This window comes from Rhizobacter sp. SG703 (assembly GCF_012275445.1).
Lineage (GTDB): Bacteria > Pseudomonadota > Gammaproteobacteria > Burkholderiales > Burkholderiaceae_C > Rhizobacter.
Map to the genome: position 1 here is coordinate 61424 of NZ_JAAZQK010000003.1, position 26021 is coordinate 87444.

Sequence of the window (26021 nt, forward strand, 5' to 3'; positions counted from 1 at the left end):
GTTCGGTGTCGCGTTCCGGCCCGGATCAGTGCCCGGTCTGGTAGACGTAGGGCTGCTGCGGCACCTGGGCGTCGCGGTACTCGCTCTGCGCGTCGCGGTCGACCGGCTTGTCCCACAGCAGCTGGCGGCCCTGCAGCATCCGGTCCGACAGCGTCGGGTCCTTGGCCTTCAGCTCCTCGATGAACGAGGTGGTGTCGGACTTGTAGGCTTTCCAGAAGAGCGGCATGGTCGGGGCCAGGTGAGCGGGAGGAGGGCGGATTTTAGCCGGGCTCGCCGATCAGGCTTCGACGCGGCGCACGCTCTCGGCCAGCTTCAGGAAATCGTTCGGCTCGCCGACGATCCCGCGGGCCAGCTGGTCGAGCAGCGCCGACGTCACCTGGAACGCCGCAAACGTGGCCGTCACGGTCTCCAGCCCGTCCAGGTTCATCAGCTGGAAGGCCAGCTTGCCTTCGTCGTGGTCGGGCAGCAGCCGCAGCGTCAGCACCACGTCGGCGATGAAGCTGAAGCGCACCTGCTCCAGCCGGCCGTTGTCGGGGTGGCGGATCCATTCGGTTTCAGCGGCGATGCCGGCCTGGCGCAGCCGGGATTCCAGTCTCTCGATCTCGGGCGGGAAATCCTTGTTCAGCGTGAGCTTGCGGCCGCTCGTCTGCTGCGCGTGGATCACCACATGGTCGAAGACCTCCTGGCCGCGGTGCTGCTTGCGTCGGGCGTCGACCCGGAAATCGCGGCGTTTCAGGCCTTCGAGTGCGGTCACCTTGTCGAGCGAAAAACGCACCGGCGCCGTCGGCAGCAGCACGTTGAGCTGCTGCGCCAGGTCCATCCAGTAGTGCCAGGTGGTCTTGCAGGCGGCTTCGACCAGCGCAGCGTTGCGGGCCAGCGTGGCGGTGTCCTCCGTCTGCTTTGACTTCAGCGCATCGGCCTGGCGCTTCAGGTCGTCCAGAAAACCCACGGAACCTCCTCTTCATCGAGTGACGGATTGTTTCGCGGCAGCATACCGATGCCGGGTGACGGAAACATCCCCCCTTATGATGGGAAAAACCAAACAAGGGCGCGGCGCCCGATGACGCCTCCCGATTTCCCGATGGCCGACGACAGCCCGCCGCTGGTTCGCGCAACCCTCGATGCGCAGGTGCTGCAGTTCTCCGATGCAGAGATCCAGAGTCGCATGCGCCTGCTGGACCCGCATGCGCTGGACCTGCAGTACACCCAACTGATGATGGGCTTCCTGATGTTCATCGCGGCGCCCACGCGCGTGGCGATGATCGGGCTGGGCGGCGGCTCGATCGCCAAGTTCTGCCACCGCCACCTGCGCCGCACGCGGCTCGATGTGGCCGAGATCAACCCCCAGGTGATTGCATTGCGCGACCGGTTCCACCTGCCGCCGGACGACGACCGGCTGTCGGTGCTGCAGGTCGACGGAGCGCGTTTCGTCAGCGAGACGGCGGTGCGTTACGACGCCCTGCTGGTCGACGGCTTCGACCGCCACGGCCTGCCGCGGCAGCTGTGCTCTCAGCGCTTCTATGACGACTGTGCCGATGCGCTGCAGCCCACCGGCGTGCTGGCGGCCAACCTGCATGCCAACCATGCCGAGCAGCCGGTGTGGCTGGAGCGCATCGGGCGCAGCTTCGGCCATGAGCCGCTGGTGGTGCATGACGACGACCGCAGCAATTGCGTCGTGTTCGCGAGCCGTGTGGCGTTGCGGCTGGCGCCGGGCACCTCGACATGCCCGCCGGGCCTTGCGTCAGCCGGCTGGCCGCCCCTGGCGGACGCGTTCAGGCTCATCGTGTCGCGGATGGGTATCCGGGCTGCCTGACCGGGGCAGTTTGGAGTGTGTCCACTGTCGTGTCTCTTGCTGGGAATCAAATCCCGGCTGCGGTTACTTACTCCACGGTTCTGCGTTGAAACGCAAGCCGCTTCATCGCAGCATCTCAGGAGTGGAAATTGAGCTATTCAACAGCGCCTTTGCAAGCATCTCCGCGTCGGCCCTCGGTGGGTGCGACGACTGGCAGTCAACCCCAGACCTCAAGTCGTGCCACGGAAAGCGAGAAGGCAAAGGGGACTCTGCAAACTGTTTTTCAGCAGCCCGAAACTTCCCAGCGTGACCTCGACGAGCGCGTCATCACCGAAGCATTGAACAGGGGTGTCGATCACCTGGATCCCTATCAAAAGTCGGCCGTGCTGATGACCCGCGTGCTGTGCCTTTTTCTTCCCAAAGAGTTGGAGACGGCGGGAAGGCTGCGCGCCGGGACGGTAGCGCTGCTCAAAGACCCCTCTTCCCTGAAAGCAGCCGAAGCGTTGTACATCCTTGCGAAAAGTGCTGTGCCTTCTGCCGACAAGAGCATCGGCACTGCATTGAGGGGGAATCGCCAAGCTTCGTGCCAACCAGACCTTCAATTTGCCAAGTATCTGATCAATATCTCACCGCTCTCGACAGACCCTGCCGTGTGGAAGACCGTACTTTCCAAGTGCGAGCCGCTCGTCCTCCGCTGAGCGTGCGCAGGTGGCGTCAAGCCGAGCTCAACGCACCCGCAACCCCGGCGTCGCCCCCGTCCACGGCTCCAGCACGTACAGCCCGGGGTGCGCCTTCTCGTCGGCATGCGATGCCGCCAGCACCATCCCTTCGCTGAGCCCGAACTTCATCTTGCGCGGGGCGAGGTTGGCCACCATCACGGTGAACTTGCCGACCAGGTCTTCCGGTTTGTAGGCCGACTTGATGCCGCTGAAGACGTTGCGTGTCTTCGCCTCGCCGACGTCCAGCGTCAGGCGCAGCAGCTTGTCGCTGCCGTCGACCGCTTCGCAGGCGACGATCTTCGCGATACGCAGGTCGACCTTCGCGAAATCGTCGATCTTGATCTCCGGCGCGAGCGGCTCGCCGCCGGGCGGCGGCAGCTCGATCACCGGCGGCTCGAGCAGCTTGTCGAGCAGCGCCGGGTCGACGCGCTGCATCAGGTGCTTGTAGTCGCCGATCGTGTGCCCGCCGATCGCGCGCGCCGCATCGGCGAACACCATCGGCTCGAGCTTCAGGAAGGCCTCGACCTGCGCGGCCAGCGTCGGCAGCACCGGCTTCAGGTAGATGGTCAGCACGCGGAAGGCCTCGATGCAGGTGCTGCACACGTCGTGCAGCACCGCCTCCTGGCCGGCCTTCTTGGCCAGGTCCCAGGGCTTGTTCTGGTCGACGTATTCGTTCACCCGGTCGGCCAGCAGCATCACCTCGCGCAGCGCCTTGCCGTACTCGCGCTCCTCGTAGAGCTCCTCGATCGCGCGGCGGTGGTTGCGCAGGCCGTCGAGCAGCGAACGGCCCTCGACGCCCAGGTCGGACGACAGCCGCCCGTCGAAGCGCTTGCTGAGGAAGCCGGCGGCGCGGCTCGCGATGTTGATGTACTTGCCGACCAGGTCGGAATTGATGCGGGCGATGAAGTCGTCGGGGTTGAAGTCGATGTCCTCGACCTTCGCGTTCAGCTTGGCGGCGATGTAGTAGCGCAGCCATTCCGGGTTCAGCCCGACCTCGAGGTACTTCAGCGGCGAGATGCCGGTGCCGCGGCTCTTGCTCATCTTCTCGCCGCCGTTGACGGTGATGAAGCCGTGCACGTTGACGTGGTCCGGCGTCTTGCGGCCGCTGAAATGCAGCATCGCCGGCCAGAACAGCGTGTGGAAGTAGGTGATGTCCTTGCCGATGAAGTGCACCTGCTCGACCGCCGGATCCTGGAAGAACGCGTCGAAGTCGCGCCCGGTCTTGTCGAAGTAGTTCTTCAGCGACGCCAGGTAGCCGACCGGCGCGTCGAGCCAGACGTAGAAGTACTTGTCGTCGGTGTCGGGGATGCGGATGCCGAAGTACGGCGCATCGCGGCTGATGTCCCAGTCGGCCAGGCCGCCGTGGCCGTGCTCGTCGACCGCGAACCATTCGCGGATCTTGTTCAGCACCTCGGGCTGCAGGCGCCCGGGCGTGTGCGTCCAGTCCTTCAGGAACTCGATGCAGCGCGGCGACGACAGCTGGAAGAAGTAGTGCGCGCTGCTCTTCAGCACCGGCGTGGCACCGCTGAGCGCCGAGTACGGGTTCTTCAGCTCGGTGGGCGCATAGACGGCGCCGCAGTTCTCGCAGCTGTCGCCGTACTGGTCTTTCGTGCCGCAACGCGGGCATTCGCCCTTGATGTAGCGGTCGGGCAGGAACATCGCCTTCACCGGGTCGAAGAACTGCTCGATCGTGCGCTCGGCGATCAGGCCTTCCTTGCGCAGCGCGAGGTAGATCTCCTGCGCGAGCCGGTGGTTCTCGGGGCCGTCGGTCGAATGCCAGTTGTCGAAGCCGATGCTGAAGCCGTCGAGGTACTGCTTGCGACCGGCCGCGATCTCGGCGACGAACTGCTGCGGTGTCTTGCCGGCCTTTTCGGCGGCGATCATGATCGGCGCGCCGTGGGCGTCGTCGGCGCAGACGAAGTGGACCTCGTTGCCGACCATGCGCTGGAACCGCACCCAGATGTCCGCCTGGACGTACTCCATCATGTGCCCGATGTGGAACGGCGCATTGGCGTACGGCAGGGCGGTGGTGACGAAGAGCTTGCGGGTCATCGGAGGCGTCCGGGTCGGCGGGGGAGGGTCGATTCTAGGCGCGCTGGCCCGAGGGAGAAGGTGTGTGGGCTAGACTGCCGGCCGCCCACCGCCTGCCTGCCATGACCATCACCGAATCCGCCCTCCTGGCCGCCCTGCAAGCCGTCGACGACCCCCTCACCGGCAAGGACGTCGTCGGCGCCCGCCAGGTGAAGAACCTGCGCATCGACGGCGCCGACGTGTCGTTCGAGCTGGAGCTCGGCTATCCCGCGAACAGCCTGCACGCGGCACTGCGCGAAACGGCGCAGCAGGCGCTGCGCACGCTGCCGGGCATCGGGCGGGTCGACGTGCAGATCGCCACCCGCATCGCCGCCCACGCGGTGCAGCGCGGCGTGCAGCTGCTGCCGAACGTGAAGAACATCGTCGCGGTGGCGTCCGGCAAGGGCGGGGTCGGCAAGAGCACGACCGCGGCGAACCTGGCGCTGGCGCTGGCCGCCGAGGGCGCGAAGGTCGGCATCCTCGACGCCGACATCTACGGCCCGAGCCAGCCGATGATGATGGGGCTCGAGGGCCGCCCGGAGAGTGCCGACGGCAAGACGATGGAGCCGATGCGCAACCACGGTGTCGAGGTGATCTCGATCGGCTTCCTGGTCGAGCGCGACAACGCGATGATCTGGCGCGGCCCGATGGCCACGCAGGCGCTGGAGCAGCTGCTGCGGCAGACGAACTGGGGCGACCTCGACTACCTGATCGTCGACATGCCGCCCGGCACCGGCGACATCCAGCTGACGCTGTCCCAGCGCGTGCCGCTGACCGGCGCAGTGATCGTCACGACGCCGCAGGACATCGCGCTGATCGACGCGCGCCGTGGCATCAAGATGTTCGAGAAGGTCGGCGTGCCGATCCTCGGCATCGTCGAGAACATGGCGGTGCATGTGTGCAGCAACTGCGGCCATGTGGAGCACATCTTCGGGGCCGACGGCGGCAAGAAGATGGCGGCCGAGTTCGGCATGGACTACCTGGGCGCGCTGCCGCTGGCACTGTCCATCCGCGAGCAGGCCGATTCGGGCAAGCCGACGGTGGTCAGCGATCCCGACGGCGAGACCGCGGGGCTCTACAAGGCGATCGCGCGCCAGATGGCGGCGAAGATCGCGCAACGGAGCAAGGACTTCTCGTCGAAGTTCCCGACCATCTCGATCTCGAAGACCACCTGAGGGGGTGCGCATGCGCTGGATGCCGATCGGAGCGATGGCCTGGCTGGCGGCTGCGGCCTGCGCTGCGGCGCCCGAGGACGAAGGCGCTGCGCGTGCCGCGTGGGCGCGCAAGCTGCAGGCCTTCGAGCAGTGCAAGGCCAGCCGGCGCGCGCCGAGCTACGGGCCGGCGGCGTCGGGTGCCGCGGCGAAGAAGCCTGCGGCCTGCGTCGATCCGGGCCCGTTCGTATCGCCCTCGACAAAACCCACCCGTTCGCCCTGAGCCTGTCGAAGGCTCAGGGCGAACGGCGTTCCATCTTCGTGAACACCAGGTCCCACACCCCGTGGCCGAGTTTCAGGCCGCGGTTCTCGAACTTGGTGAGCGGGCGGTACGCGGGCTTCGGCGCGTAGCCGTCGGCGGTGTTGGCCAGCGTGGGCTCGGCCGACAGCACCTCCAGCATCTGCTCGGCATACGGCTGCCAGTCGGTCGCGCAATGCAGGTAGCCGCCGGGCGCCAGGTGCGCGGCAAGCTTCGCGACGAACGGCGCCTGGATCAGCCGGCGCTTGTTGTGTTTCTTCTTGTGCCACGGGTCCGGAAAGAACACGTGCACGCCGGCCAGCGAGCCGGGCGCGATCATCTGCTCCAGCACCTCGACCGCGTCGTGCTGGACGATGCGCAGGTTGGCGAGCTCCTTCTCGCCGATGTGCTTCAGCAGCGCGCCGACGCCGGGCGTGTGCACCTCGACGCCGAGGAAATCGGTGCCCGGCAGCGCCTGCGCGATCGCCGCGGTCGCGTCGCCCATCCCGAAGCCGATTTCCAGCACCAGCGGCGCGCTGCGACCGAACGCGGCCTGCGGGTCGAAGCGCTGCGGCGAGAACGGCACCAGGTAGCGCGGGCCGAGCGTCTCGAGCGCGCGCACCTGGCCGGGGCCCATGCGGCCGGCGCGCAGCACGAAGCTCTTGATGCCGCGCAGCGGAACGGTGGGGTCGGGGGGGGCGGTCATGGCAATTCGGCAGGCATGCCGTGCGGGCAGGGGGCCGAATTGTGCCCGACCACGCGCTAGAATCCGCCCCGCTGCGGGTGTAGTTCAATGGTAGAACGGCAGCTTCCCAAGCTTCATACGAGGGTTCGATTCCCTTCACCCGCTCCACCGATCCCGCGGTCCGGCTGTACACGCCGCTCGGCGACCTCTACCATCGCCCCGGTCATGGGGGACTCCGATGTACCGTCCGCCGGGAGTGCCAGAAGTCGTCGCCATCGCGCTTGCCATCGTCGCGGCGCTTCTTTGGGTCATCTGGCGACGCAAACGCCACCTGTGGTTGCTGCCGGCCGCAGCCGGATCTGCGCTGGCCGCCGCGACCACGCTGGGATGGCCGATGCCGCTGCCGACGGAGTTCGTGTTGCTGCCACGTGCGCTCATCGCTTGGGCGATCGCCGACTACCTCGGCCAGCGCAGCGCGACGAAGGCAGCGCTGATCGGTCCTGCCCTCATCCTTGCGCTCACTCCGCCGGCGCACGCACGCTGGGCGGCTCCATGCCTCGACGCGTCGCTCGGCGTGCTCTGCGCCGTGCAAGCTTGGCGCGAGCGCGGGTCGGGCCACGCGTTGTTGGCCGCGGCGGCGCTGTCGAGCGCGGGCTGGCTGGGCTTCGCCGCCGGATCCGATGCCGACGCCGACCTGATCCGGCGCACCGCGCTCGGACCGGCCACGCTCGCGCTGGCGATGGCGCTGCCGGCAGCTCTCCTGCTGCGCGAAGACAGGCGCTCCAGCTCGGCGCAGGCGCTGATGCAGCGGATGACGCACTTCTATGACGCCTTGTCGCGGACCAACCAGGCGATCGCGCGCATCAGGGACCGCCCCCGGCTGTTCGAAGCGATCTGCGAGATCTGCGTCGACGCTGGCCATGCGCGCGTCGCCTGCGTGTACGTGCTCGATGGCGTCTTCGCGCACCGTACCGCCACCGCCGGGCCGGCGGCCGAGATCCTTGCCGGCATTCCGCAGCCGTGGGACACCAGCGACGCCCAGGCGCAGGGCTCCTGCACGGTGCAGGCGCTGCGCAGTGGCCTGCCGATCACGAGCAACGACTACCAGAACGACCCGCGGGCGGCGCCGTGGCGCGACCAGGCCGTGGCACACGGCGTGCGTGCGTTCGCGTGGCTGCCTTTTCATCGCCGGGGCGGCGTCGACGGGGTGCTGATGCTGGCTGCGGGGCAGACCGGCTTCTTCGACGATCCGTTGATGAAGCTGCTCGACAAGCTGGTCGGCGACATCTCGCTCGCGCTCGATGCCATCGACCGCGAGCACGAACGCGAGCGCGCGCAGCGCGAGGTGCAGGCCGGCCTCGAGCGCTTCCAGCTGCTGTTCAATGCCGCGCCCGTCGCGTCGACGATCCTGTCCATCGCGCAGCGTCGCGTGCTCGCGGCGAACGACACCTGCTGCGCCGCCATCGGGATGACGCGCGAGCAGATCCTCGGACGCCAGACCGCCGAGCTGACGGCCCGGCTGAGCGACGAGGATCGCGAGGGTTTCTACGCCGAACTGCAGCGCCACGGCCGGGTGCGCAACCGCATGATGCGCGTGCACCGCGGCGATGCCCGGCCGACCCATGAGCTCTTCAACGCCGAGCCGATCGACTACATGGGCGAGGCCTGCCTGCTCGTGATGAGCCTCGACATCACCGACCTGCACGAGGCCCAGCAGGTGCGCGAAGCGCTGGCCCGTGCCGAATCGGCGAGCCGCGCCAAGACCGAGTTCCTGTCGCGAATGAGCCACGAACTGCGCACGCCGCTCAACGCCGTGCTGGGCTTCGCCGAACTGCTGCGCCAGGGGGCGCGGGAGCGCCTCACGTCGCAGGAGCTGGCGCAACTCGACCTGCTGCAACAGGCGGGGTGGCACCTGCTGACGCTCATCAACGACGTGCTCGACGTCTCGCGGATCGAGACCGGCCACCTCGCTGTCCAGGCGGAGCCGCTCGCGCTGCTGCCCGTGCTCGACGAAGCGATGCAGATGACGCGCGGCGCCGCCGACGCCCGGGCGGTGTCGCTGGTGGCGGAATACGGCGAGTGCGCGCCGGTCGCGGTGCACGCCGATCCGACGCGGCTGCGCCAGGTCGTCCTGAACCTGCTCTCCAATGCGGTGAAGTACAACCGGCCGGGCGGGGTCGTGAACGTCTCGCTGCGCGTGGAAGCCGAATGGGTCCGCGTGCTGGTCACGGACACCGGGCTCGGGATGACGCAGGACCAGCTCTCCCACCTGTACGAGCCGTTCAACCGGCTCGGGCGCGAGCGCGGGGCCGTCGAAGGAGCCGGCATCGGGCTGGCCCTCACCCGCCAGCTTCTGCGGCTGATGCAAGGCGACATCCACATCGACAGCCGGCTCGGCGCCGGCACGTGCGCGAGCGTGTCGCTGCCGCGGGTCGAGCCGGTGCCGCGCGCGCCGGAACGTCCGCTGCCGCAGGCCGCGCCGGCGGCGCCGCGGGGCACGGTGCTGTACGTCGAGGACAACGACGTCAATGCGCTCCTCGTCGAGCAGATCCTGGCCCGCTGGGTCGACCTGCGTTTCGTTCGCGCGCACGACGGTGAGAGCGGCCTGGCGCTGGCCCGCAGCCTGCAGCCCGACCTGCTGCTGCTGGACATGCAGCTGCCGGACATCGAGGGAGAGGAAGTCCTGCGCCGCGTGAAGGCGGACGCATCGACCTGCCGCCTGCGCGTGGTGGCCCTGTCCGCCAGCGCGATGCCGGAAGAAGTCGCGCGCGCCAGCCAGCTCGGCGCCGACGAGTACTGGACCAAGCCGCTGTCGGTGGACCGCTTCCTGGCCGATGTCGCTCGCCTGATGGACGAAGCGGCCGCCAACGCGCCGGGCGCCTTGCCCGTCCATCCTTGACCAGCGTCCCTCGGCGCAGTTCTGAAAAATGCACATCGTCGAACTGCTCCATGCCGGGAAGAGCACAACGCCGGGCCGTTGCACCGCGGCGCTCCAGGCGCATGGCGGCCTCGGCCTCGCGGAAGCCAGCAAGGTCACCGACGCAATGCTGGAACGGCAGTACCCCGAGGTGTCGCTGCCGTCGGCCGCGTCGGCACGATCGCTGATCGTCGCGCTGGCGGCCATCGGCGTCGTGGCCCGCTTCGCAGAGGGGCCGGACTACGACCCGCAGCAGCGCCTGGCCGTCGCGCTCGAGTCCGTTCAGGCGCAGTTGGAGCCCGAAGTTCTTCGCACCTGCCGGTCGCTGTCGGCGCATGGCGAATGGGAGCTCGCGCTGTCGCAGGCCCTGGCTCACCTGCCATCGCGGGACGATGCAGGGCCGAGCCCCGGGTTCGTCGCGTTGAGCGAGATCGCCGTCGAGTTCGGCATCCTGCAGAGGAGTACCCCGTGAACGGCGACGCCACGCCGCCGCACCGGCCGGTGGCGGACATCGCGTTCCGCGAAGCCACCGAGGTCGCGTCGAACCGGTTCTACCAGCGCCACGGGTTCGTCCTGGTCGAGCAGGGCGAGTTCGACAACCACTACGTCCGCCACGCCAACGCCGCAGGCTGAGCCCGCCGCGCAGCCCCGCGCTTCAGTTCGCAGCGGGCCGGTGCCGCAGTTCCCGTCGGGTGCGGACCGCGGCGGCCAGGTCGCGAAGCAGGGGTTCCGTCTGCGTCCAGCCCAGGCAGGCATCGGTGATCGACACGCCCGGTCGGAGGTCGGCCTTGGTCTGGCCCTCCAGCAGGTCCTGCCGGCCCGGCTGCAGGTGGCTCTCGATCATCACGCCGGTGATCCGCGCATCGCCGCCGGCGATCTGGCCGGCCACGTCGCGGCCGACGTCGATCTGGCGCTCGTACTTCTTGCTGGAGTTGGCGTGCGAGAAGTCGATCATGACCTGCTCGCGCAGCCCCGAGGCCGCGAGGCCTTCGCAGGCCGCGTTGACGGAGGCCGCGTCGTAGTTCGGGACCTTGCCGCCGCGCAGGATGACGTGGCAATCCTCGTTGCCGCGCGTCTCGAAGATCGCCGCCATGCCCATCTTGGTCATGCCCATGAACGCGTGCGCGGAACGCGCGGCCAGCACGGCGTCGCTCGCGACCTTGATCCCGCCGTCGGTTCCGTTCTTGAAGCCGACCGGGCACGACAGCCCCGACGCGAGCTGGCGGTGGCTCTGGCTCTCGGTGGTGCGCGCGCCGATGGCGCCCCAGGCGATCAGGTCGGAGATGTATTGCGGGGACAGCAGGTCCAGGAACTCGGTGCCGGCCGGCAGGCCCAGGCCGTTCACGTCCAGCAGCAACTGGCGGGCGAGGCGCAGGCCCTCGTTCATGTGGAAACTGCCGTCCAGGCGCGGGTCGTTGATGTACCCCTTCCAGCCGACCGTGGTGCGCGGCTTCTCGAAGTAGACGCGCATGACGACAAGCAGGTCGCTGCGCAGTTCATCGCGGACGGCCGACAGCCGCCGGGCATAGTCCATCGCCTGGTCATGGTCGTGGATCGAGCATGGGCCCACCACCACCAGCAACCGGTCGTCGCGGCCGTGCAGCACGTCGCCGATCTGCTGCCGCGCGCGGGCCACCACCTCCAGCGCCCGCTCCGGGGCCGGCTGCTCTTCCAGCAGCAACGCCGGGCTGATCAGGGCACGCACGGCGCCGATGCGGGTGTCGTCGGTGCGCGTGACGTCGACGATCGAGGGTTCGTCGTTCCGGGCCGGTGCGGTGTTCATTCGTTCGAGGGTTCCGATGTCGATGCGCCGGCAGGGCGGCGAGAAGGGCGGCGAGAGCCTGGCGATCATTTCATGAAACCGCGTGTCCCGGGCGCTCACCGGCGGTGGGCGCTGCGCCGAGCATTGCTTCACGCATCCACCCTGTTCCTGCGCCTCGCAGTCCATCCGTCCGGTCCCGAACCGGCCGCGTTCGCTGCGTACCCTGCTGGGCTGCCATCGATGGCGGCGACGAAGGGAAACGCGATGGTGGATGGCATGGACGACGAAATCGCCGGCAGGGACTTGATGGGGCACCTGGGGCTGGACCGCCCCGCGCCCGGCGAATGCCGGATCAGCGAGTTCATGCTGGAAGGCGACATCCGCATGTTCCTCGAGGTCAGCGAGGACGGCCTGCTGACCATCGCCGCGGCGCTGCCGGGCGAGGTCACCGAGTACGACGACAGCCTGCTCGCGATGTCGCCGGCCGACGTGGTGCTCGGCGACGCGGCCGGCGGCGGTCCGCTGCACATCAGCGCCGATCTCGGCCACCTCACCGTCTGGGTCGACCACCTGCTGGAGACGGGCGACGATGCCCAGGTGCTGGCGCTGCTCGACAGCGTGGCGGCGCAGGCCACCGCGATGGCCGCGGCGCGCGCCTCCCACCAGCGCGGCGCGCCCGCGGCCACGCGCACGAAAGCGATCTCGCTCGCTAAACTGCGGCTCAACGAAGTCCGGAGGCGACGCTCGATGAACCAAGCCCTTTGCCGCGTGCTGTGGATCGACGCCCAGCCGTCCGATGCCGACATCGCGTCGGCCGTGCTGCAAAGCCGGCTGGGGGCCGGTTTCGATGTCCGAACGGCCGCCGGCCTCGACTGCCAGGAGGCCCGCGAGGCCCATTCCGAGGTGATCGTGCTCGCGCTCGGCGCCGATGCGGCCGACGTGGTGCTGGGCTGGCCGGCGCTCGCGGTGGCCACGGCCGACGCGGCGCTGGTGGTGCTGGCGCCCGCGCTGGCCGACGAGCAGGCGCATCGCCTGGTCGAGGCGGGCGTGCAGGACATCGTGTTCCACGCCGACCTCGGCTCGCTCGCGCAGCGGCTGCGGCTGGCGGCCGCGCGCAAGGCCAGCGAGCGCGAGGCGCGCAAGGCCTACGCCACCGACCTGACGACCGGCCTGCCGAACCGCATCCAGCTGATCGAGCACCTGAGCCAGGTGCTGGCGCTGCGCGAGCGCGAACCGGCGCCGGTCAGCCTGCTGGTGTTCCGCATGGACGGCTTCCAGGCCATCGAGGCCGCGCACGGGCTGGAATCGGCCAACGTGGTGCGCCGCAAGGTCGCGGTGCGGCTGCGCGGCGGGGTGCGCGCCAGCGACGTGGTGGCATCGCTCGGCGCCGACGTGTTCGCGGTGCTGCTGCCGTCCACCGAATCGCCGGCCGATGCGCAGCGCGTCGTCGACAAGCTGGTGCGCGTGCTGCGCGATCCGTTCAACGTGGCCGGCATCACGGTGGGCGTGAAGGCGCATGTCGGCGTCGCGCAGTTCCCGCAGGACGGGCAACAGCCCGACGACCTGCTGCGCCATGCGGCCGCCGCGGCGCTGGCGGGGGCCTACGGGCCGCAGGGCGCGGCGAACGACTGAGCGAGCGGGCCCCAGTCCTATTTCTGGATGTCCCCCAGGCACAGGTACTTCACCTCGACGTAGTCGTCGATGCCGTGGTGCGAGCCCTCGCGCCCGAGCCCCGATTGCTTCACGCCGCCGAACGGCACCTCGGCGGTCGAGATCAGCCCGGTGTTGATGCCAACCATGCCGTACTCCAGCGCCTCGCCGACGCGGAAGATGCGGCCGATGTCGCGGCTGTAGAAGTAGCTGGCGAGCCCGAATTCGGTGTCGTTCGCCATCGCGATCGCCTCGGCCTCGGTCTTGAAGCGGAACACCGGCGCCACCGGGCCGAACGTCTCCTCGCGCGCGCACAGCATCCCGGAGGTCGCGTTCGACAGCACCGTCGGCTCGAAGAAGCGGGTGCCGAAGCGGTGCCCGCCGGTCACCAGCGTCGCGCCCTTCGCGGTCGCATCGGCCACGTGCCGCTCGATCTTCTCGATCGCCGCGTCGTCGATCATCGGCCCCTGCGTCACGCCGGCGTCGAAGCCGTTGCCGACCCGGATGGTCTTCGTCTTCTCGGCCAGCTTCGCGACGAACGCGTCGTACACGCCGTCCTGCACGATCAGCCGGTTCGCGCAGACGCAGGTCTGGCCGGCGTTGCGGTACTTGCTGGCCAGCGCGCCTTCGACCGCGCTGTCGAGGTCGGCATCGTCGAACACGATGAACGGCGCATTGCCGCCGAGCTCCAGCGACAGCTTCTTGATGGTGGGCGCGCACTGCTTCATCAGGATGCGGCCGACCTCGGTCGAGCCGGTGAACGACAGGTGGCGCACCAGGTCGCTCTCGCACAGCACCTTGCCGACCGCGATCGACTGTTCGCCGTCGGAAGTGACGACGTTCAGCACGCCCGGCGGCATGCCGGCGCGCTGCGCCAGCTCGGCCACCGCCAGCGCCGACAGCGGCGTCTGCTCGGCCGGCTTGATCACCACCGGGCAGCCAGCGGCCAGCGCCGGCGCGACCTTGCGGGTGATCATCGCGATCGGGAAGTTCCACGGCGTGATCGCCGCGCAGACGCCGACCGGCTGCTTGATCACCAGGTAGCGCTTGCCGTTGTCGGTGGTCGGCACGGTCTCGCCATAGACGCGGCGCGACTCCTCGGCGAACCACTCGATGAAGCTGGCGCCGTAGCCGACCTCGCCCTTCGCTTCGGCCAGCGGCTTTCCCTGCTCGGCGGTCATGATGCGCGCCAGGTCGTCGGCATTCGCCATCAGCAGCTGGAACCACTTCATCAGGATCGCCGCGCGCTCCTTGGCGGTCTTGCCGCGCCACGCCGGCCAGGCCTGGTTCGCGGCGGCCACCGCGGCCTGCGTCTCGGCGGCACCCAGGTTGGCCACATCGACCAGCTTCAGGCTGGTGGCCGGGTCGTTGACGTCGAAGCGAGCCTGGCCGGCGACCCATTCGCCGCCGATCAGCGCGTCGGTCTTCAACAGGCTCGCGTCCTTCAGGGTCGAAAGCGGGGAGGTGTCCATCGTGTCGGTTCCTTCAACGGTCAGCGGCGCGGCACGCCGGGCAGCACGCACAGCATTTCATACAGCAGGTTGGCGCCCAGCAACGCGGTGTTGCCGGACGGGTCGTAGGGTGGCGCGACCTCGACCAGGTCGCCGCCGATCACGTTCAGCCCGTGGCAGCCGCGGATGATCTCCAGCGCCTGCGGCACGCTCAGGCCGCCGACCTCGGGCGTGCCGGTGCCGCCGGCGAACGACGGGTCGATGCCGTCGATGTCGAAGCTGATGTAGACCGGCTGCGCCGGCCCGATGCGTTCGCGCACCTCGGCCATCAACGGCGCGAGCGAGCGGTACCAGACCTCGTGCGCCTGCACGACGGTGAAGCCCTGGGCGCGCGGCCAGTCGAAATCGTCGGCCGCATAGCCGGTGCCGCGCAGGCCGATCTGCCAGACCTTGTCGCACTGCAGCAGGCCTTCTTCGACCGCCCGGCGGAACGGCGTGCCGTGGGCGACCCGCTCGCCGAACATCTCGTCGTTGACGTCGGCATGCGCGTCGACGTGCACCAGCGCGACCGGTCCGTGCCGGCGCGCGACCGCGCGCAGGATCGGCAGCGCGATGGTGTGGTCGCCGCCCAGCGTCAGCGGCTTGCAGCCGGCGGCCAGCACCTCGTCGTAGAACGCGGTGATCAGCGGCAGGGACTTGTCCAGCGAGTAGGTGTTGACCGGCACGTCGCCGAGGTCCGCCACCTGCAGCGCATCGAAGGGCGCGGCCCCGGTCGCCATGTTGTACGGCCGCAGCAGGGCCGATTCGGCGCGGATCTGCCGCGGCCCGAAGCGGGCGCCGGCGCGGTTCGAGGTGCCGATGTCCAGCGGCACGCCGATGAAGGCCGCGTCCAGGCCCCGGGCCGAGCTGGCCGCCGGCAGCCGCATCATCGTCGCGAGACCGGCGAAGCGCGGCATCGCGTTGCCGCCCATCGGCTGGTTCAGCGCCGTCATCGCTTGCGCCCCCGCAGCCACTCCAGCGCGAGCAGCAGCGCGGTGGTGAAGAGGATCAGCAGCGTCGCCACCGCGGCGATCGTCGGCGTGATGTTCTCGCGGATGCCGGTGAACATCTGGCGCGGCAGCGTCACCTGCTCCGGGCCGGCGAGGAACAGTGTCACCACGACCTCGTCGAACGAGGTCGCGAAGGCGAACAGCGCTCCGGAGATCACGCCCGGCGCGATCACCGGCAGCGTGATGCGGAAGAAGGTACGCAGCGGGCTCTCGCCCAGGCTCAGGCTGGCGCGCACCAGGTTGTTGTTGAAGCCCTGCAGCGTGGCCAGCACGGTGGTCAGCACGAAGGGCGCGCCGAGCGCGGCATGCACGATGATCAGCGCGGTGTAGCTGTCGGCCAGGCCGGCCTGGGCGAAGAACAGGTAGGTGCTGACGCCGACCACGACGATCGGCACCACCATCGGCGCGATCAGCAGGCTCATCAGCAGGCCCTTGAACGGGAAGTCGGTGCGCGCGAGGCCGACCGCCGCCAGCGTGCCCAGCACGGTGGCGATCAGCGTGGCGGCCGGCGCGACGATGAAGCTGTTCTTCGCGGCGCGTGCCCATTCGGGCGAGGTGAACAGGTTCTGGTACCACTTCAGCGACCAGCCGGGGATCGGGTAGGCGAGGAAGGAGCTGTCGCTGAACGACAGCGGCATGATCACCAGGATCGGCAGCAGCAGGAAGGCCAGCACGCCGATGCAGGCGACGCGCACGGCCCACCAGCCGGCCTTGTCGAGCGGCGTGGCGTAGGCGGGGAACACAGGCAGGGCGAGCTTCATCCCAGGCTCAATTCCGATTTGACGATGCGACGGTACACGGCATACAGAACCAGCGTTGCCGAGAGCAGCAAAGCCCCCAACCCGCAGGCCATGCCCCAATTGATGTTCACGTTGGTGTACTGGGCGATGTAGTAGCTCAGCATCTGGTCGTCCGCACCGCCCAGCAGGGCCGGCGTCACGTAGTAGCCGATCGACAGGATGAACACCAGCAGCGCGCCGGCGCCGACGCCGGGGAAGGTCTGCGGCACGTAGACGCGAAAGAAGGCGGCCAGCGGCGGGCTGCCCAGCGACACCGCGGCGCGCACGTAGGTGGCGGGCACGCTCTTCATCACGCTGTACAGCGGCAGGATCATGAAGGGCAGCAGGATGTGGGTCATCGCGATGACGACGCCCAGGCGATTGAACAGCAGCGGCAGCGGCTCGTCGACCAGGCCCAGGCCCATCAGGCTGCGGTTCACCAGGCCCTGCGACTGCAGCAGCACGATCCAGGCGGCGACGCGCACCAGGATCGAGGTCCAGAACGGCACCAGCACCAGGATCATCAGCACGTTGGCGCGGCGCGCCGGCAGCGTCGACAGCCACCAGGCGAGCGGATAGCCCAGCAGCAGGCAGCACAGCGTGACGACGGCGCTGATCGCGAAGGTGCGGCCCAGGATGCGGGCGAAGGCGCGCTGGTCCTCGGGCACGCGCTCGACCTGGCCGGCGGCGTCGCGGCGCAGGTCGACGGCGGCCAGCAGGTAGTCGGGCGTCCAGCGCGAGCCGTTCTTGGCGATCGCCTGCCAGTAGCGCGGCTCGGCCCAGCGCTCGTCCAGCGCGAGCAGGCGGGCCCGGGCCGCGGCGGCATCGGTCGCGCCGTCCAGCGGCAGCGCGCGGTAGGTGCCCATCAGCAGCGAGCGGGCGCCGGCGGCGTCGGTGTTCAGCCGCCGCGCCACGGCGCCGGCGTCGGCGCTGTCGGGCAGGCTGCCGAGGTCGGCCAGCAGCGCGGCGAAGGCCTCGGGCGCCGGCACGCCCTGGCGGTCCCAGCCGCCCAGGGCGGCCACGGTGCGCGGCAGGGCGGTCGCGACCTCCGGGTTCTCGACCGCGCGCTTGAGCAGCGCGGCGATCGGCACCAGGAAGGTCAGCAGCAGGAACGCCAGCAGCGGCAGCGTGAGCGAGAACGCCCGCAGCTTGCGCCGCCGGTCGGCGCGCGCCAGTTGCCGGCCCAGCGCGCTGGTCGTCACTGGGCCGCCCACGAGGCGAAGCGCTTCTCCAGTTCCTCTCCCTGGTCGGCCCAGAACTTCAGGTTGAACTGCAGCGCATCCTTCGAGTTCGCCGGCGCGGTCGGCAGGTTGCCCAGCACCTTGGCATCCAGCTGGGCGAGGGCCTTGGTGTTGGTCGGGCCGTAGGCGATGTTCTTCGCGTACTCGGCCTGCGCCTGCGGCGTGCTCGCGAAGGCGATGAACTTCATCGCCGCGTCCTTGTTCGGCGTGCCCTTCGGGACCACCCAGTAGTCCAGGTCGTAGATGCCCCCGGTCCAGGTGATCTTCAGGTTCCTGCCTTCGCGGTTGGCGGCATCGATGCGGCCGTTGTAGACCGTCGTCAGCGCCACGTCGCCGGCCACCAGGAACTGCGGCGGCTGCGCGCCGGCTTCCCACCACTGGATGCTCGGCTTCAGCTCGGTCAGCTTCTTGAAGGCACGCTCGGCGCCGTCCTTGGTCGCCAGCACCTTGTACACGTCGGCCGACTTGACGCCGTCGGCCATCAGCGCGAACTCGAGGTTGTAGCGCGCCCCCTTGCGCATGCCGCGCTTGCCCGGGAATTTCTTCAGGTCCCAGAAATCGGCCCAGCTGGCGGGCGTGCCCTTCAGCTTGTCGCCGTTGTAGGCCATCACCGTGGACCAGACGAAGATGCCGATGCCGCACTCGCTGACGGCCGCCGGCAGCAGGTCGGCCTTGCCGCCCAGCTTGCTGTAGTCGAGCTTCTCGAACAGCCCCTCGTCGCAGCCGCGCGCCACGTCGGGCGATTCGACCTCGACCACGTCCCAGCTCACCTTCTTCGTCTCGACCATGGCCTTGATCTTGGCCTGCTCGCCGTTGTATTCGACCGGCACGACCTTGGTGCCGGTCTTCTCGAAGGGCTCGTAGTAGGCCTTCTTCTGCGCATTCGCGTTCGCGCCGCCGAAGTTGACGACGGTGATCTGCTGCGCGAAGGCGGGCAGCGCCAGGCCGGCGGCCAGCGCGATGCTCAGGATGCTCTTCTTCATGACGTGGGTCCTCTGGGGGTGGGGAGGTGGGAAGGGAATCAGGCGGTGTAGATCCGGGTGTGCTCGGGCGGCAGCTCCAGCCAGGCGGCGTCGCCGGCCTGCGGCGGCGTGCCGCCCGACAGCGGCAGCTTCACCGTCGCCGCGGCCTGGCCCTCGCCGAGCGTGCACAGCAGCCGCAGGTGGTCGCCGTAGTAGATGACGCTGGCGATGCGCGCCTGCAGCAGGTTGCCGCGCTCGGCCGGCGCGGCCGTGTGCAGCAGGATGCGCTCCGGCCGGACGCAGGCCTCGACCGCGGTGCCGACCGCCGCGTCGTTGACGTTGACGCCGGTCAGCACCCGTCCGTCGGTGAGCACCATGCCGCAGCGGTCGCCGCCGGTGTCGACGGGGGCCGCGCGCACGGTGCCGCGGACCACGGTGCTGTCGCCGATGAAGCCGGCCACGAAGCGGTTCGCGGGCGCCTCGTACATGGCCTCCACCGGTGCCAGCATCTGCACCTCGCCGTCGTTGAAGACGGCCACGCGGTCGCTCATCGTCAGCGCCTCGCCCTGGTCGTGGGTGACGTAGACGAAGGTGATGCCGAGCTGGCGGTGCAGCTCCTTCAGCTCGATCTGCATGTGCTCGCGCAGCTGCTTGTCGAGCGCGCCCAGCGGCTCGTCCATCAGCACCAGCTGCGGTTCGAACACCAGCGCCCGCGCCAGCGCGACGCGCTGCTGCTGGCCGCCCGAGAGCTGCGCCGGGGAACGGTCGGCCAGGCCGTTCAGCCGCACCATGTCCAGCGCCTTCGCGACCCGGCGCGCCTGCTCGTCGCGCGACAGCCCGCGCACCGTCAGCGGATAGGCCACGTTCTGCCCGACCGTCAGGTGAGGGAACAGCGCGTAGTTCTGGAACACCATGCCGAAGTGCCGCTTGTGCGGTGGCGTGCGCGTGATCGGCCTGCCGTCGAGCAGGATGTCGCCGGCGGTCGGCGACTCGAAGCCGGCCAGCATCATCAGCGTCGTCGTCTTGCCCGAGCCGGACGGCCCGAGCAGGGTCAGGAACTCGCCGCGGCGGATGTCCAGGTCGAGCTGGCGCACCACCAGGTGGCTGCCGTCGTACGTCTTCTGCACGCCGCGAAAGCGCACCAGCGGCTCGGCCGGCGCACCCTGCACGGCGGCCGCCGGCCGGGAGGCCGGGGCGGGGGAGGGCTCGGACAACACGGGCATGCGCACCTCGTTCAACGCAAAGCGGCGAAACTGTCGGCCAGCAGCTGCAGGCCTTCGTCGACCAGCGCGTCCTCGGCCGTCAGCGGCACCAGCACGCGGATCACGTTGCCGTGGGTGCCGCAGGACAGCAGTATGAGCCCGCGCCGCGCGGCCTCGGCGACCACCCGGCGGGTCAGCTCGGCAGCCGGCTTCGCGAGGTCGCCGTCGTCGAAGAGCTCGATCGCCACCATCGCCCCCAGCCCGCGCACGTCGCGCACCTGCGGCACCTGCCGGGCGATGCGCGCGAGGCCGGCCACCAGCCGCTCGCCCAGCCGCCGGCTGCGCTGCAGCAGCTGCTCGTCGTCGAACACCTTCAGCACCGCCAGCGCGGCGGCGCAGCCGATTGGCGAGCCGGCATAGGTGCCGCCCAGGCCGCCGGGGCCGGGTGCGTCCATCACCTCGGCGCGGCCGACCACGCCGGCGATCGGGAAGCCGCCGGCCATCGACTTGGCGGTGGTGATCAGGTCGGGTGCCACCGGCCACTGCTCGCTCGCGAACCAGGTGCCGGTGCGGCCGGCGCCGGTCTGCACCTCGTCGGCGATCAGCAGGATGCCGTGGCGCTCGGCCAGCGCCTTCAGCCGGGCGATGAACTCGGGCGGCGCGACGTGGAAGCCGCCCTCGCCCTGCACCGGCTCGACGATGAAGGCGGCGACCCGCTCCGCCTCGATGTCGTTCCGGAAGATCGTCTCGACCGACTGCAGCGCGGCGTCGACGCTGACCCCGTGCAGCGCGTTCGGGAACAGCGCATGGAAGGTGTCTCCGGGAAAGGGTCCGAAGCCGGTCTTGTAGGGAGCGACCTTGCCGGTCAGGCCGAGCGTCAGCATGGTGCGGCCGTGGTAGCCGCCCGTGAAGGCGATGACCCCGGGCCGGCCGGTGAACGAGCGGGCGATCTTGACGGCGTTCTCCACCGCCTCGGCGCCGGTGGTGAGGAACAGCGATTTCTTCGCGAACGCGCCGGGGGCCAGCGCGTTCAGCCGCTCGGCCAGCTCGACATAGGGTTCGTAGGCCAGCACCTGGAAGCAGGTGTGGGTGAAGCGGTCGAGCTGCGCCTTCACCGCGGCGATCACGTCCGGATGGCCGTGGCCGGTGTTCAGCACCGCGATGCCGCCGGCGAAGTCGATGTAGCGCCGCCCCTCGACGTCCCAGACCTCGGCGTTGCGGCCGCGGCTGACGAATATCGGGTGCGCCTGGCCGACACCGCGGGCGATTGCAGCGTGGCGGCGGGCCATCAGGGCGGCGTTGGTCAGGTCGGCTTCGCGTTGCATGCGTTTCACCCGTGTCAGGAAAATGCGATCGGCGGACTGTAGGGACGGCGTCCGGGGGCCGCCATGTACAGACAGTGCGGCGATTCGGTGTACTGTGCTGGCCGGGGGGCCTGTACATGCAAGCCCTAATCGGTGCACCGGCACGCAGCCGTGCACCAGGAAGTACCGCCCAGCCCTGCCACGCCGATGTTCACGCTGAACCCGAACTCCCCGATGCCGCTGGTCGGCCAGATCGTCGATGGTTTCCGCCGCATGATCGCGGACCAGTCGCTCAAGCCCGGGGCCAAGCTGCCCTCGATCCGGGCCTTCGCCGCGTCGCGCGGCGTCAGTGTCTTCACCGTCGTCGAGGCCTACGACCGGTTGGTGGCGCAGGGCTGGCTGGTGTCGCGCGCGAATGCCGGCTTCTTCGTCAAGCGCCGCAGCGACGGCCCGGCAGCCGGCGCGGGGCCGAAGCCGGTGGCCGACCTGCGCTTCGACGCGCAGTGGTACCTGAAGCAGATCTTCGAGAACCGCAACCTGGCGCTGAAGCCCGGCTGCGGCTGGCTGCCGCACGACTGGCTGTTCGAGGACGGCGTGCGGCGCAGCCTGCGGCAGATGGCCGCCGACGGGGCCGAGCTGGGCGGCTACGGGCTGCCGCACGGGCACATGGCGCTGCGCATCCTGGTGGCCGAGTCGCTGGCCGAGCACCAGATCGCGGTCAGCGCCGAGCAGGTGCTGCTGACCCAGGGTTCCAGCCAGGCGCTCGACCTGGTGGCGCGCCGGCTGCTCAAGCCTGGCGATCCGGTGCTGGTCGACGACCCCGGCTACCCGAACCTGATGTTCATGCTGCGTTTCCTGGGGGCGCGGCTGATCGGCGTGCCGCGCACGCCCGCCGGCTACGACCTGCAGGCGCTGGAGGCCCTGCTGGCCGAGCACCGGCCGAAGGTCTTCTTCACGCAGCCGCGGCTGCAGAGCCCGACCGGTTCGGTGACGCCGCTGGCCCAGCTGTACCGGCTGCTGCAGCTGGCCGAGGCGCACGACCTGACCCTGGTCGAGAACGACATCTGCGCCGACATGGACCCGGAGCCGCGGCCGTCGCTCGCGAGCCTGGACCAGCTGCGCCGGGTGGTCTACGTCGGCAGTTTCTCGAAGACGATCTCGCCGAACATCCGCGTCGGCCACGTCGTCGCGCGGCCGGACCTGCTGGACGAGCTGGCGCAGCTGAAGATGGTGTCGGGGCTGACCTCGTCCGACATCACCGAGCGGCTGGCCTTCGGCGCGCTGACCGAGGGGCGCTGGCGCAAGCACCTGAAGTCGGTGCGCGACCGGCTGGCCGATGCGCATGGCCGGATCGCCCAGCGGCTCACCGGCCTGGGCTTCGAGCTGTTCGGCGAGCCGAAGGCGGGCATGTACCTGTGGGCGCGGCACCCGGACCTGACCGACGGCGCCGAGCTGTCGCAGCAGGCGGTAGGCGACGGCATCATGCTCGGGCCCGGCCAGCTGTTCCTGGTCGAGCCGCGGCCGACCGGCTGGCTGCGCTTCAATGTCGCCTTCAGCGACGACGAGCGCTTGTACCGCTTCCTGGCGGCGCAGATCCGGCTCCAGGAAGCCGCGTAGGTTCTGTCTGCGATCCTGGCGCGATCTGCGCGAGCGAAGGCGCGGGCGGGCGCCACAGCCTCCCCCCACGCGCCTTCACGCATCCATGCCCCCGTTTCCTATAATCGTCGGTTCCCCCGAGCCAGCCCCGCCAACCGAGAAAGAACCGGATGAAAGCCTCCGAGATCCGCGACACCTTCCTGAAGTTCTTCGAATCGAAGGGCCACACCATCGTCGCGTCCAGCCCGCTGGTGCCCGCCAACGACCCGACGCTGATGTTCACCAACTCGGGCATGGTGCAGTTCAAGGACGTGTTCCTCGGCAGCGACAAGCGCCCCTACGTGCGCGCCGCATCGGTCCAGGCCTGCCTGCGCGCCGGCGGCAAGCACAACGACCTCGAGAACGTCGGCTACACCGCGCGCCACCACACCTTCTTCGAGATGCTGGGCAACTGGAGCTTCGGCGACTACTTCAAGCACGATGCGTTGACCTGGGCCTGGGAGCTGCTGACCAAGGTCTACAAGTTGCCGGCCGACAAGCTGTGGGCCACCGTCTACATCGACGATGACGAGGCCTACGACATCTGGACGAAGGTGATCGGCCTGCCGCCCGAGCGGGTGGTGCGCATCGGCGACAACAAGGGCGCGAAGTACGCCTCCGACAACTTCTGGATGATGGCCGACACCGGCCCCTGCGGCCCGTGCTCGGAGATCTTCTACGACCACGGCCCCGACGTTGCCGGCGGCCCGCCCGGCTCGCCCGATGCCGACGGCGACCGCTACATCGAGATCTGGAACAACGTGTTCATGCAGTTCGACATGCAGCCCGACGGCAGCATCAAGAAATTGCCGGCGCCCTGCGTCGACACCGGCATGGGCCTGGAGCGCCTGGCGGCCATCCTGCAGCATGTGCACAGCAACTACGAGATCGACCTGTTCGACCGGCTGATCCGTGCCGCGTCGCGCGAGACCGGCGAGAAAGACCTGTCGAACAAGAGCCTGCGCGTGATTGCCGACCACATCCGCGCGACCGCCTTCCTGGTCAGCGACGGCGTGATCCCGAGCAACGAGGGCCGCGGCTACGTGCAGCGCCGCATCATCCGCCGCGGCATCCGCCACGGCTACAAGCTCGGCCAGAAGAAGCCTTTCTTCCACAAGCTGGTGGCCGACCTGGTCAGCGAGATGGGCGCGGCCTACCCGAAGCTCGCCGCCGACCAGCAGCACATCACCGACACGCTGAAGGCCGAGGAAGTGCGCTTCTTCGAGACGCTGGCCAACGGCATGGAGATCCTCGACGCCGCGTTGGCCGGCGGCCAGAAGACGCTGCCCGGCGACGTCGCGTTCAAGCTGCACGACACCTACGGCTTCCCGCTCGACCTGACGCAGGACGTCTGCCGCGAGCGCGGGGTCGAGGTCGACGAGGTCGGCTTCGGCGCCGCGATGGAACAGCAGAAGGCGGCCGGCCGCGCGGCCGGCAAGTTCAAGATGGCCCGCGCCGTCGAGTACACCGGCGCCGGCCATGCGTTCACCGGCTACGAGCACCTCGAGGAGAATGCCGTCGTCGCCGCGCTCTACCAGGAAGGCAGCCCGGTGCAGCAGCTGCTCGAAGGCCAGACCGGCATCGTCGTGCTCAGCGTCACGCCGTTCTATGCCGAAAGCGGCGGCCAGGTCGGCGACCAGGGCTCGCTGAGCGCCGAGGGCGCGCTGTTCGGCGTGCAGGACACCCAGAAGATCAAGGCCGACGTGTTCGGCCACCACGGCGTGATGAGCCAGGGCAAGCTGTCGGTCGGCGACACCGTCACCGCGCGCGTCGACGGCCAGCTGCGCGCTGCCACGGTGCGCAACCACAGCGCGACCCACCTGATGCACAAGGCGCTGCGCGAGGTGCTGGGCACGCACGTGCAGCAGAAGGGCTCGCTGGTCGATGCCGAGAAGACCCGCTTCGACTTCGCGCACAACGCGCCGGTCACGCCGCAGCAGATCGCCGAGATCGAGCGCCGAGTCAACGACGAGATCCTCGCCAACGCCGCCACGCAGGCGCGCGTGATGGACATCGAGTCGGCGCAGAAGACCGGCGCGATGATGCTGTTCGGCGAGAAGTACGGCGAGACGGTGCGGGTGCTCGACATCGGCAGCAGCCGCGAGCTGTGCGGCGGCACGCACGTGCACCGCACCGGCGACATCGGCCTGTTCAAGGTGGTCGGCGAAAGCGGCGTCGCAGCCGGCGTGCGCCGCATCGAGGCGGTGACCGGTGCCAACGCGCTGACTTACCTGCAGACGCTCGAAGGCACGGTGCACCAGCTCGCCGCCACGCTGAAGGCCGCGCCGACCGAGGTGCCGCAGCGGCTGGCCCAGGTGCTGGAGCAGGTGCGCGCGCTCGAGAAGGAGCTCGGCGCGGTGAAGGGCAAGCTGGCCTCGTCGCAGGGCGACGAGCTGGTGTCGCAGGCCGTCGACGTGCAGGGCCTGAAGGTGCTGGCCGCGACGCTGCAGGGCGCCGATGCGAAGACGCTGCGCGACACGATGGACAAGCTGAAGGACAAGCTGAAGACCGCGGTGATCGTGCTGGCCGCGCTGGACGGCGGCAAGGTCCAGCTGGCCGCCGGCGTCACTGCCGACAGCGTCGGCAAGGTCAAGGCGGGCGAGCTGGTCAACTTCGTCGCGCAGCAGGTCGGCGGCAAGGGCGGCGGCAAGGCCGACCTGGCGATGGCCGGCGGCACCGATGCGTCGCAGCTGCCGCAGGCGCTGGCCTCGGTGCAGGCCTGGGTTGCGGCAAAGCTATAGGCCTGGTGAACTGGCAAGCATGGTGACCTGGCAGGTGCGCCTGTGCCGTCCTGAAGACGAGGCCGGCGTCATCGCGCTGTGGCAGGCCTGCGGCCTGACCCGGCCGTGGAACGACCCGTCGAAGGACATCGCGCGCAAGTTCGCCGAGCAGCCCGAGCTGTTCGCGGTGGCCGAGAGTGCGGGCGGGGTGGTCGGCAGCGTGATGGCCGGCTACGACGGCCACCGCGGCTGGATCAACTACCTCGCCGTCGCGCCGAAGCTGCAGCGCGGCGGCCTCGGCCGCGCGCTGGTCGACTGGGCCGAGCTGCGGCTGCGCGAGCGCGGCTGCCCGAAGATCAACCTGCAGATCCGTCGCGGCAACACTGCGGTGATCGCGTTCTACGAAAGCCTCGGCTTCTCCGAAGACGACGTGATGAGCATGGGCAAGCGGCTCGAGCGCGACGACTGAACGCGCCCGCGGCTCGCCACCGGCCCGCACCCCCTGACATTTTGACCCTCGGACAGACCCTCTTGTGCCGGGTCTGCCGAGAGCCGATAAGCAACTTGTCGAACGCGCGGCGATATCTCGCGGCGCCGGCGATCCGAGCTGGACTGCCTTGACAGGAGGTGTCTC

At 69.5% G+C, this 26021-nt stretch carries 23 protein-coding genes and 1 tRNA gene; 12 read left to right on the top strand and 12 right to left on the bottom strand.

From position 1 onward, the window contains the following. Positions 1 to 25 precede the first annotated feature (25 nt). Entirely contained in the window at positions 26 to 226 is a 201-nt protein-coding gene (locus FHT26_RS06005; RefSeq protein ID WP_168559260.1) for a DUF3460 family protein, read from the bottom strand. Positions 227 to 277: 51 nt separating this feature from the next. Next, a complete protein-coding gene (locus FHT26_RS06010; RefSeq protein ID WP_168559261.1) occupies positions 278 to 949 on the bottom strand; it encodes a hypothetical protein in 672 nt (223 codons plus the stop codon). Between the two features lie 111 nt (positions 950 to 1060). Between FHT26_RS06010 and FHT26_RS06015 the strand changes: the two genes are divergently transcribed. Together FHT26_RS06015 and FHT26_RS06020 are read left to right on the top strand one after the other, a co-directional pair. Beyond that, positions 1061 to 1813: a fused MFS/spermidine synthase gene (locus FHT26_RS06015; RefSeq protein ID WP_168559262.1), complete on the top strand. Its 753-nt coding sequence runs from the start codon at positions 1061 to 1063 to the stop codon at positions 1811 to 1813. 128 nt (positions 1814 to 1941) lie between these two features. Beyond that, on the top strand, positions 1942 to 2490 hold the full coding sequence (locus FHT26_RS06020; RefSeq protein ID WP_168559263.1) for a hypothetical protein: 549 nt from the start codon (positions 1942 to 1944) through the stop codon (positions 2488 to 2490). 27 nt (positions 2491 to 2517) lie between these two features. Here the strand turns inward: FHT26_RS06020 and metG are convergent, their stop codons facing one another. Further along, the gene (gene metG / locus FHT26_RS06025; protein WP_168559264.1) at positions 2518 to 4563 is read right to left on the bottom strand and encodes a methionine--tRNA ligase; all 2046 of its coding nucleotides are present in this window, start codon (positions 4561 to 4563) and stop codon (positions 2518 to 2520) included. Between the two features lie 101 nt (positions 4564 to 4664). On the opposite strand from metG, the gene apbC reads away from it, so the two are divergent. Beyond that, a complete protein-coding gene (gene apbC, locus FHT26_RS06030; protein WP_168559265.1) occupies positions 4665 to 5756 on the top strand; it encodes an iron-sulfur cluster carrier protein ApbC in 1092 nt (363 codons plus the stop codon). Between the two features lie 10 nt (positions 5757 to 5766). Continuing rightward, the gene (locus FHT26_RS06035) at positions 5767 to 6015 is read left to right on the top strand and encodes a hypothetical protein (RefSeq protein WP_168559266.1); all 249 of its coding nucleotides are present in this window, start codon (positions 5767 to 5769) and stop codon (positions 6013 to 6015) included. Positions 6016 to 6028: 13 nt separating this feature from the next. On the opposite strand, the gene trmB is transcribed toward FHT26_RS06035, so the two are convergent. Next, positions 6029 to 6736 (bottom strand): tRNA (guanosine(46)-N7)-methyltransferase TrmB, encoded by a 708-nt coding sequence (trmB, locus tag FHT26_RS06040; RefSeq protein WP_168559267.1) that lies wholly within the window; start codon positions 6734 to 6736, stop codon positions 6029 to 6031. 73 nt (positions 6737 to 6809) lie between these two features. On the opposite strand from trmB, the gene FHT26_RS06045 reads away from it, so the two are divergent. The 4 genes from FHT26_RS06045 to FHT26_RS29485 all read left to right on the top strand — a co-directional run bounded on the left by FHT26_RS06045 (position 6810) and on the right by FHT26_RS29485 (position 10265). Further along, positions 6810 to 6883: transfer RNA gene (locus FHT26_RS06045), tRNA-Gly, on the top strand. A 226-nt stretch (positions 6884 to 7109) separates the two neighbouring features. After that, a complete protein-coding gene (locus tag FHT26_RS06050; protein WP_168559268.1) occupies positions 7110 to 9614 on the top strand; it encodes an ATP-binding protein in 2505 nt (834 codons plus the stop codon). Between the two features lie 28 nt (positions 9615 to 9642). After that, positions 9643 to 10104 carry a hypothetical protein gene (locus FHT26_RS06055; RefSeq protein WP_168559269.1) on the top strand — a complete coding sequence of 154 codons (462 nt, stop codon included), beginning with the start codon at positions 9643 to 9645 and terminating at the stop codon, positions 10102 to 10104. Beyond that, positions 10101 to 10265 (top strand): hypothetical protein, encoded by a 165-nt coding sequence (locus FHT26_RS29485; RefSeq protein ID WP_210427273.1) that lies wholly within the window; start codon positions 10101 to 10103, stop codon positions 10263 to 10265. Before FHT26_RS06055 ends, FHT26_RS29485 begins: the two co-directional genes overlap by 4 nt. Before the next feature lie 22 nt (positions 10266 to 10287). On the opposite strand, the gene FHT26_RS06065 is transcribed toward FHT26_RS29485, so the two are convergent. Then, the gene (locus FHT26_RS06065; protein WP_168559270.1) at positions 10288 to 11415 is read right to left on the bottom strand and encodes a 3-deoxy-7-phosphoheptulonate synthase; all 1128 of its coding nucleotides are present in this window, start codon (positions 11413 to 11415) and stop codon (positions 10288 to 10290) included. 255 nt (positions 11416 to 11670) lie between these two features. Here FHT26_RS06065 and FHT26_RS06070 point away from each other — a divergent pair, with 255 nt between their 5' ends. Then, the gene (locus FHT26_RS06070; protein WP_168559271.1) at positions 11671 to 13026 is read left to right on the top strand and encodes a GGDEF domain-containing protein; all 1356 of its coding nucleotides are present in this window, start codon (positions 11671 to 11673) and stop codon (positions 13024 to 13026) included. Between the two features lie 17 nt (positions 13027 to 13043). On the opposite strand, the gene FHT26_RS06075 is transcribed toward FHT26_RS06070, so the two are convergent. Genes FHT26_RS06075 through gabT form a run of 7 tightly spaced genes read right to left on the bottom strand, consistent with a single transcriptional unit; the run spans position 13044 to position 21053 of the window. Then, a complete protein-coding gene (locus FHT26_RS06075; RefSeq protein ID WP_168559272.1) occupies positions 13044 to 14516 on the bottom strand; it encodes an NAD-dependent succinate-semialdehyde dehydrogenase in 1473 nt (490 codons plus the stop codon). 20 nt (positions 14517 to 14536) lie between these two features. Further along, a complete protein-coding gene (speB, locus tag FHT26_RS06080; RefSeq protein ID WP_168559273.1) occupies positions 14537 to 15487 on the bottom strand; it encodes an agmatinase in 951 nt (316 codons plus the stop codon). Then, entirely contained in the window at positions 15484 to 16305 is an 822-nt protein-coding gene (locus FHT26_RS06085; protein ID WP_168559274.1) for an ABC transporter permease, read from the bottom strand. Before FHT26_RS06085 ends, speB begins: the two co-directional genes overlap by 4 nt. Next, positions 16302 to 17525 carry an ABC transporter permease gene (locus tag FHT26_RS06090; RefSeq protein WP_349238099.1) on the bottom strand — a complete coding sequence of 408 codons (1224 nt, stop codon included), beginning with the start codon at positions 17523 to 17525 and terminating at the stop codon, positions 16302 to 16304. The genes FHT26_RS06085 and FHT26_RS06090 overlap by 4 nt, the downstream gene beginning before the upstream one ends. Further along, positions 17522 to 18547 carry an ABC transporter substrate-binding protein gene (locus FHT26_RS06095; protein WP_168559276.1) on the bottom strand — a complete coding sequence of 342 codons (1026 nt, stop codon included), beginning with the start codon at positions 18545 to 18547 and terminating at the stop codon, positions 17522 to 17524. The genes FHT26_RS06090 and FHT26_RS06095 overlap by 4 nt, the downstream gene beginning before the upstream one ends. A 38-nt stretch (positions 18548 to 18585) precedes the next feature. Next, positions 18586 to 19749 carry an ABC transporter ATP-binding protein gene (locus FHT26_RS06100; protein ID WP_168559277.1) on the bottom strand — a complete coding sequence of 388 codons (1164 nt, stop codon included), beginning with the start codon at positions 19747 to 19749 and terminating at the stop codon, positions 18586 to 18588. Positions 19750 to 19760: 11 nt separating this feature from the next. Beyond that, positions 19761 to 21053 (bottom strand): 4-aminobutyrate--2-oxoglutarate transaminase, encoded by a 1293-nt coding sequence (gene gabT, locus FHT26_RS06105; RefSeq protein ID WP_168559278.1) that lies wholly within the window; start codon positions 21051 to 21053, stop codon positions 19761 to 19763. Positions 21054 to 21239: 186 nt separating this feature from the next. Here gabT and FHT26_RS06110 point away from each other — a divergent pair, with 186 nt between their 5' ends. From FHT26_RS06110 to FHT26_RS06120, 3 genes are all read left to right on the top strand, one after another. Beyond that, positions 21240 to 22649 (top strand): aminotransferase-like domain-containing protein, encoded by a 1410-nt coding sequence (locus tag FHT26_RS06110; RefSeq protein WP_168559646.1) that lies wholly within the window; start codon positions 21240 to 21242, stop codon positions 22647 to 22649. Positions 22650 to 22798: 149 nt separating this feature from the next. Beyond that, positions 22799 to 25408, top strand: a complete 2610-nt coding sequence (gene alaS / locus FHT26_RS06115; RefSeq protein WP_168559279.1) for an alanine--tRNA ligase — start codon at positions 22799 to 22801, stop codon at positions 25406 to 25408. 19 nt (positions 25409 to 25427) lie between these two features. Then, a complete protein-coding gene (locus tag FHT26_RS06120; protein ID WP_168559280.1) occupies positions 25428 to 25856 on the top strand; it encodes a GNAT family acetyltransferase in 429 nt (142 codons plus the stop codon). The last annotated feature ends 165 nt before the right edge of the window (positions 25857 to 26021 follow it).

Coding starts and splice junctions, on each gene's coding strand:
- FHT26_RS06005 (WP_168559260.1), bottom strand. CDS start 226: ATGCCGCTCTTCTGGAAAGCCTACAAGTCCGACACCACCTCGTTCATC.
- FHT26_RS06015 (WP_168559262.1), top strand. CDS start 1,061: ATGACGCCTCCCGATTTCCCGATGGCCGACGACAGCCCGCCGCTGGTT.
- metG (WP_168559264.1), bottom strand. CDS start 4,563: ATGACCCGCAAGCTCTTCGTCACCACCGCCCTGCCGTACGCCAATGCG.
- apbC (WP_168559265.1), top strand. CDS start 4,665: ATGACCATCACCGAATCCGCCCTCCTGGCCGCCCTGCAAGCCGTCGAC.
- FHT26_RS06035 (WP_168559266.1), top strand. CDS start 5,767: ATGCGCTGGATGCCGATCGGAGCGATGGCCTGGCTGGCGGCTGCGGCC.
- trmB (WP_168559267.1), bottom strand. CDS start 6,736: ATGACCGCCCCCCCCGACCCCACCGTTCCGCTGCGCGGCATCAAGAGC.
- FHT26_RS06050 (WP_168559268.1), top strand. CDS start 7,110: ATGCCGCTGCCGACGGAGTTCGTGTTGCTGCCACGTGCGCTCATCGCT.
- FHT26_RS06055 (WP_168559269.1), top strand. CDS start 9,643: ATGCACATCGTCGAACTGCTCCATGCCGGGAAGAGCACAACGCCGGGC.
- FHT26_RS06065 (WP_168559270.1), bottom strand. CDS start 11,415: ATGAACACCGCACCGGCCCGGAACGACGAACCCTCGATCGTCGACGTC.
- FHT26_RS06070 (WP_168559271.1), top strand. CDS start 11,671: ATGGACGACGAAATCGCCGGCAGGGACTTGATGGGGCACCTGGGGCTG.
- FHT26_RS06075 (WP_168559272.1), bottom strand. CDS start 14,516: ATGGACACCTCCCCGCTTTCGACCCTGAAGGACGCGAGCCTGTTGAAG.
- speB (WP_168559273.1), bottom strand. CDS start 15,487: ATGACGGCGCTGAACCAGCCGATGGGCGGCAACGCGATGCCGCGCTTC.
- FHT26_RS06085 (WP_168559274.1), bottom strand. CDS start 16,305: ATGAAGCTCGCCCTGCCTGTGTTCCCCGCCTACGCCACGCCGCTCGAC.
- FHT26_RS06095 (WP_168559276.1), bottom strand. CDS start 18,547: ATGAAGAAGAGCATCCTGAGCATCGCGCTGGCCGCCGGCCTGGCGCTG.
- FHT26_RS06100 (WP_168559277.1), bottom strand. CDS start 19,749: ATGCCCGTGTTGTCCGAGCCCTCCCCCGCCCCGGCCTCCCGGCCGGCG.
- gabT (WP_168559278.1), bottom strand. CDS start 21,053: ATGCAACGCGAAGCCGACCTGACCAACGCCGCCCTGATGGCCCGCCGC.
- FHT26_RS06110 (WP_168559646.1), top strand. CDS start 21,240: ATGTTCACGCTGAACCCGAACTCCCCGATGCCGCTGGTCGGCCAGATC.
- alaS (WP_168559279.1), top strand. CDS start 22,799: ATGAAAGCCTCCGAGATCCGCGACACCTTCCTGAAGTTCTTCGAATCG.
- FHT26_RS06120 (WP_168559280.1), top strand. CDS start 25,428: ATGGTGACCTGGCAGGTGCGCCTGTGCCGTCCTGAAGACGAGGCCGGC.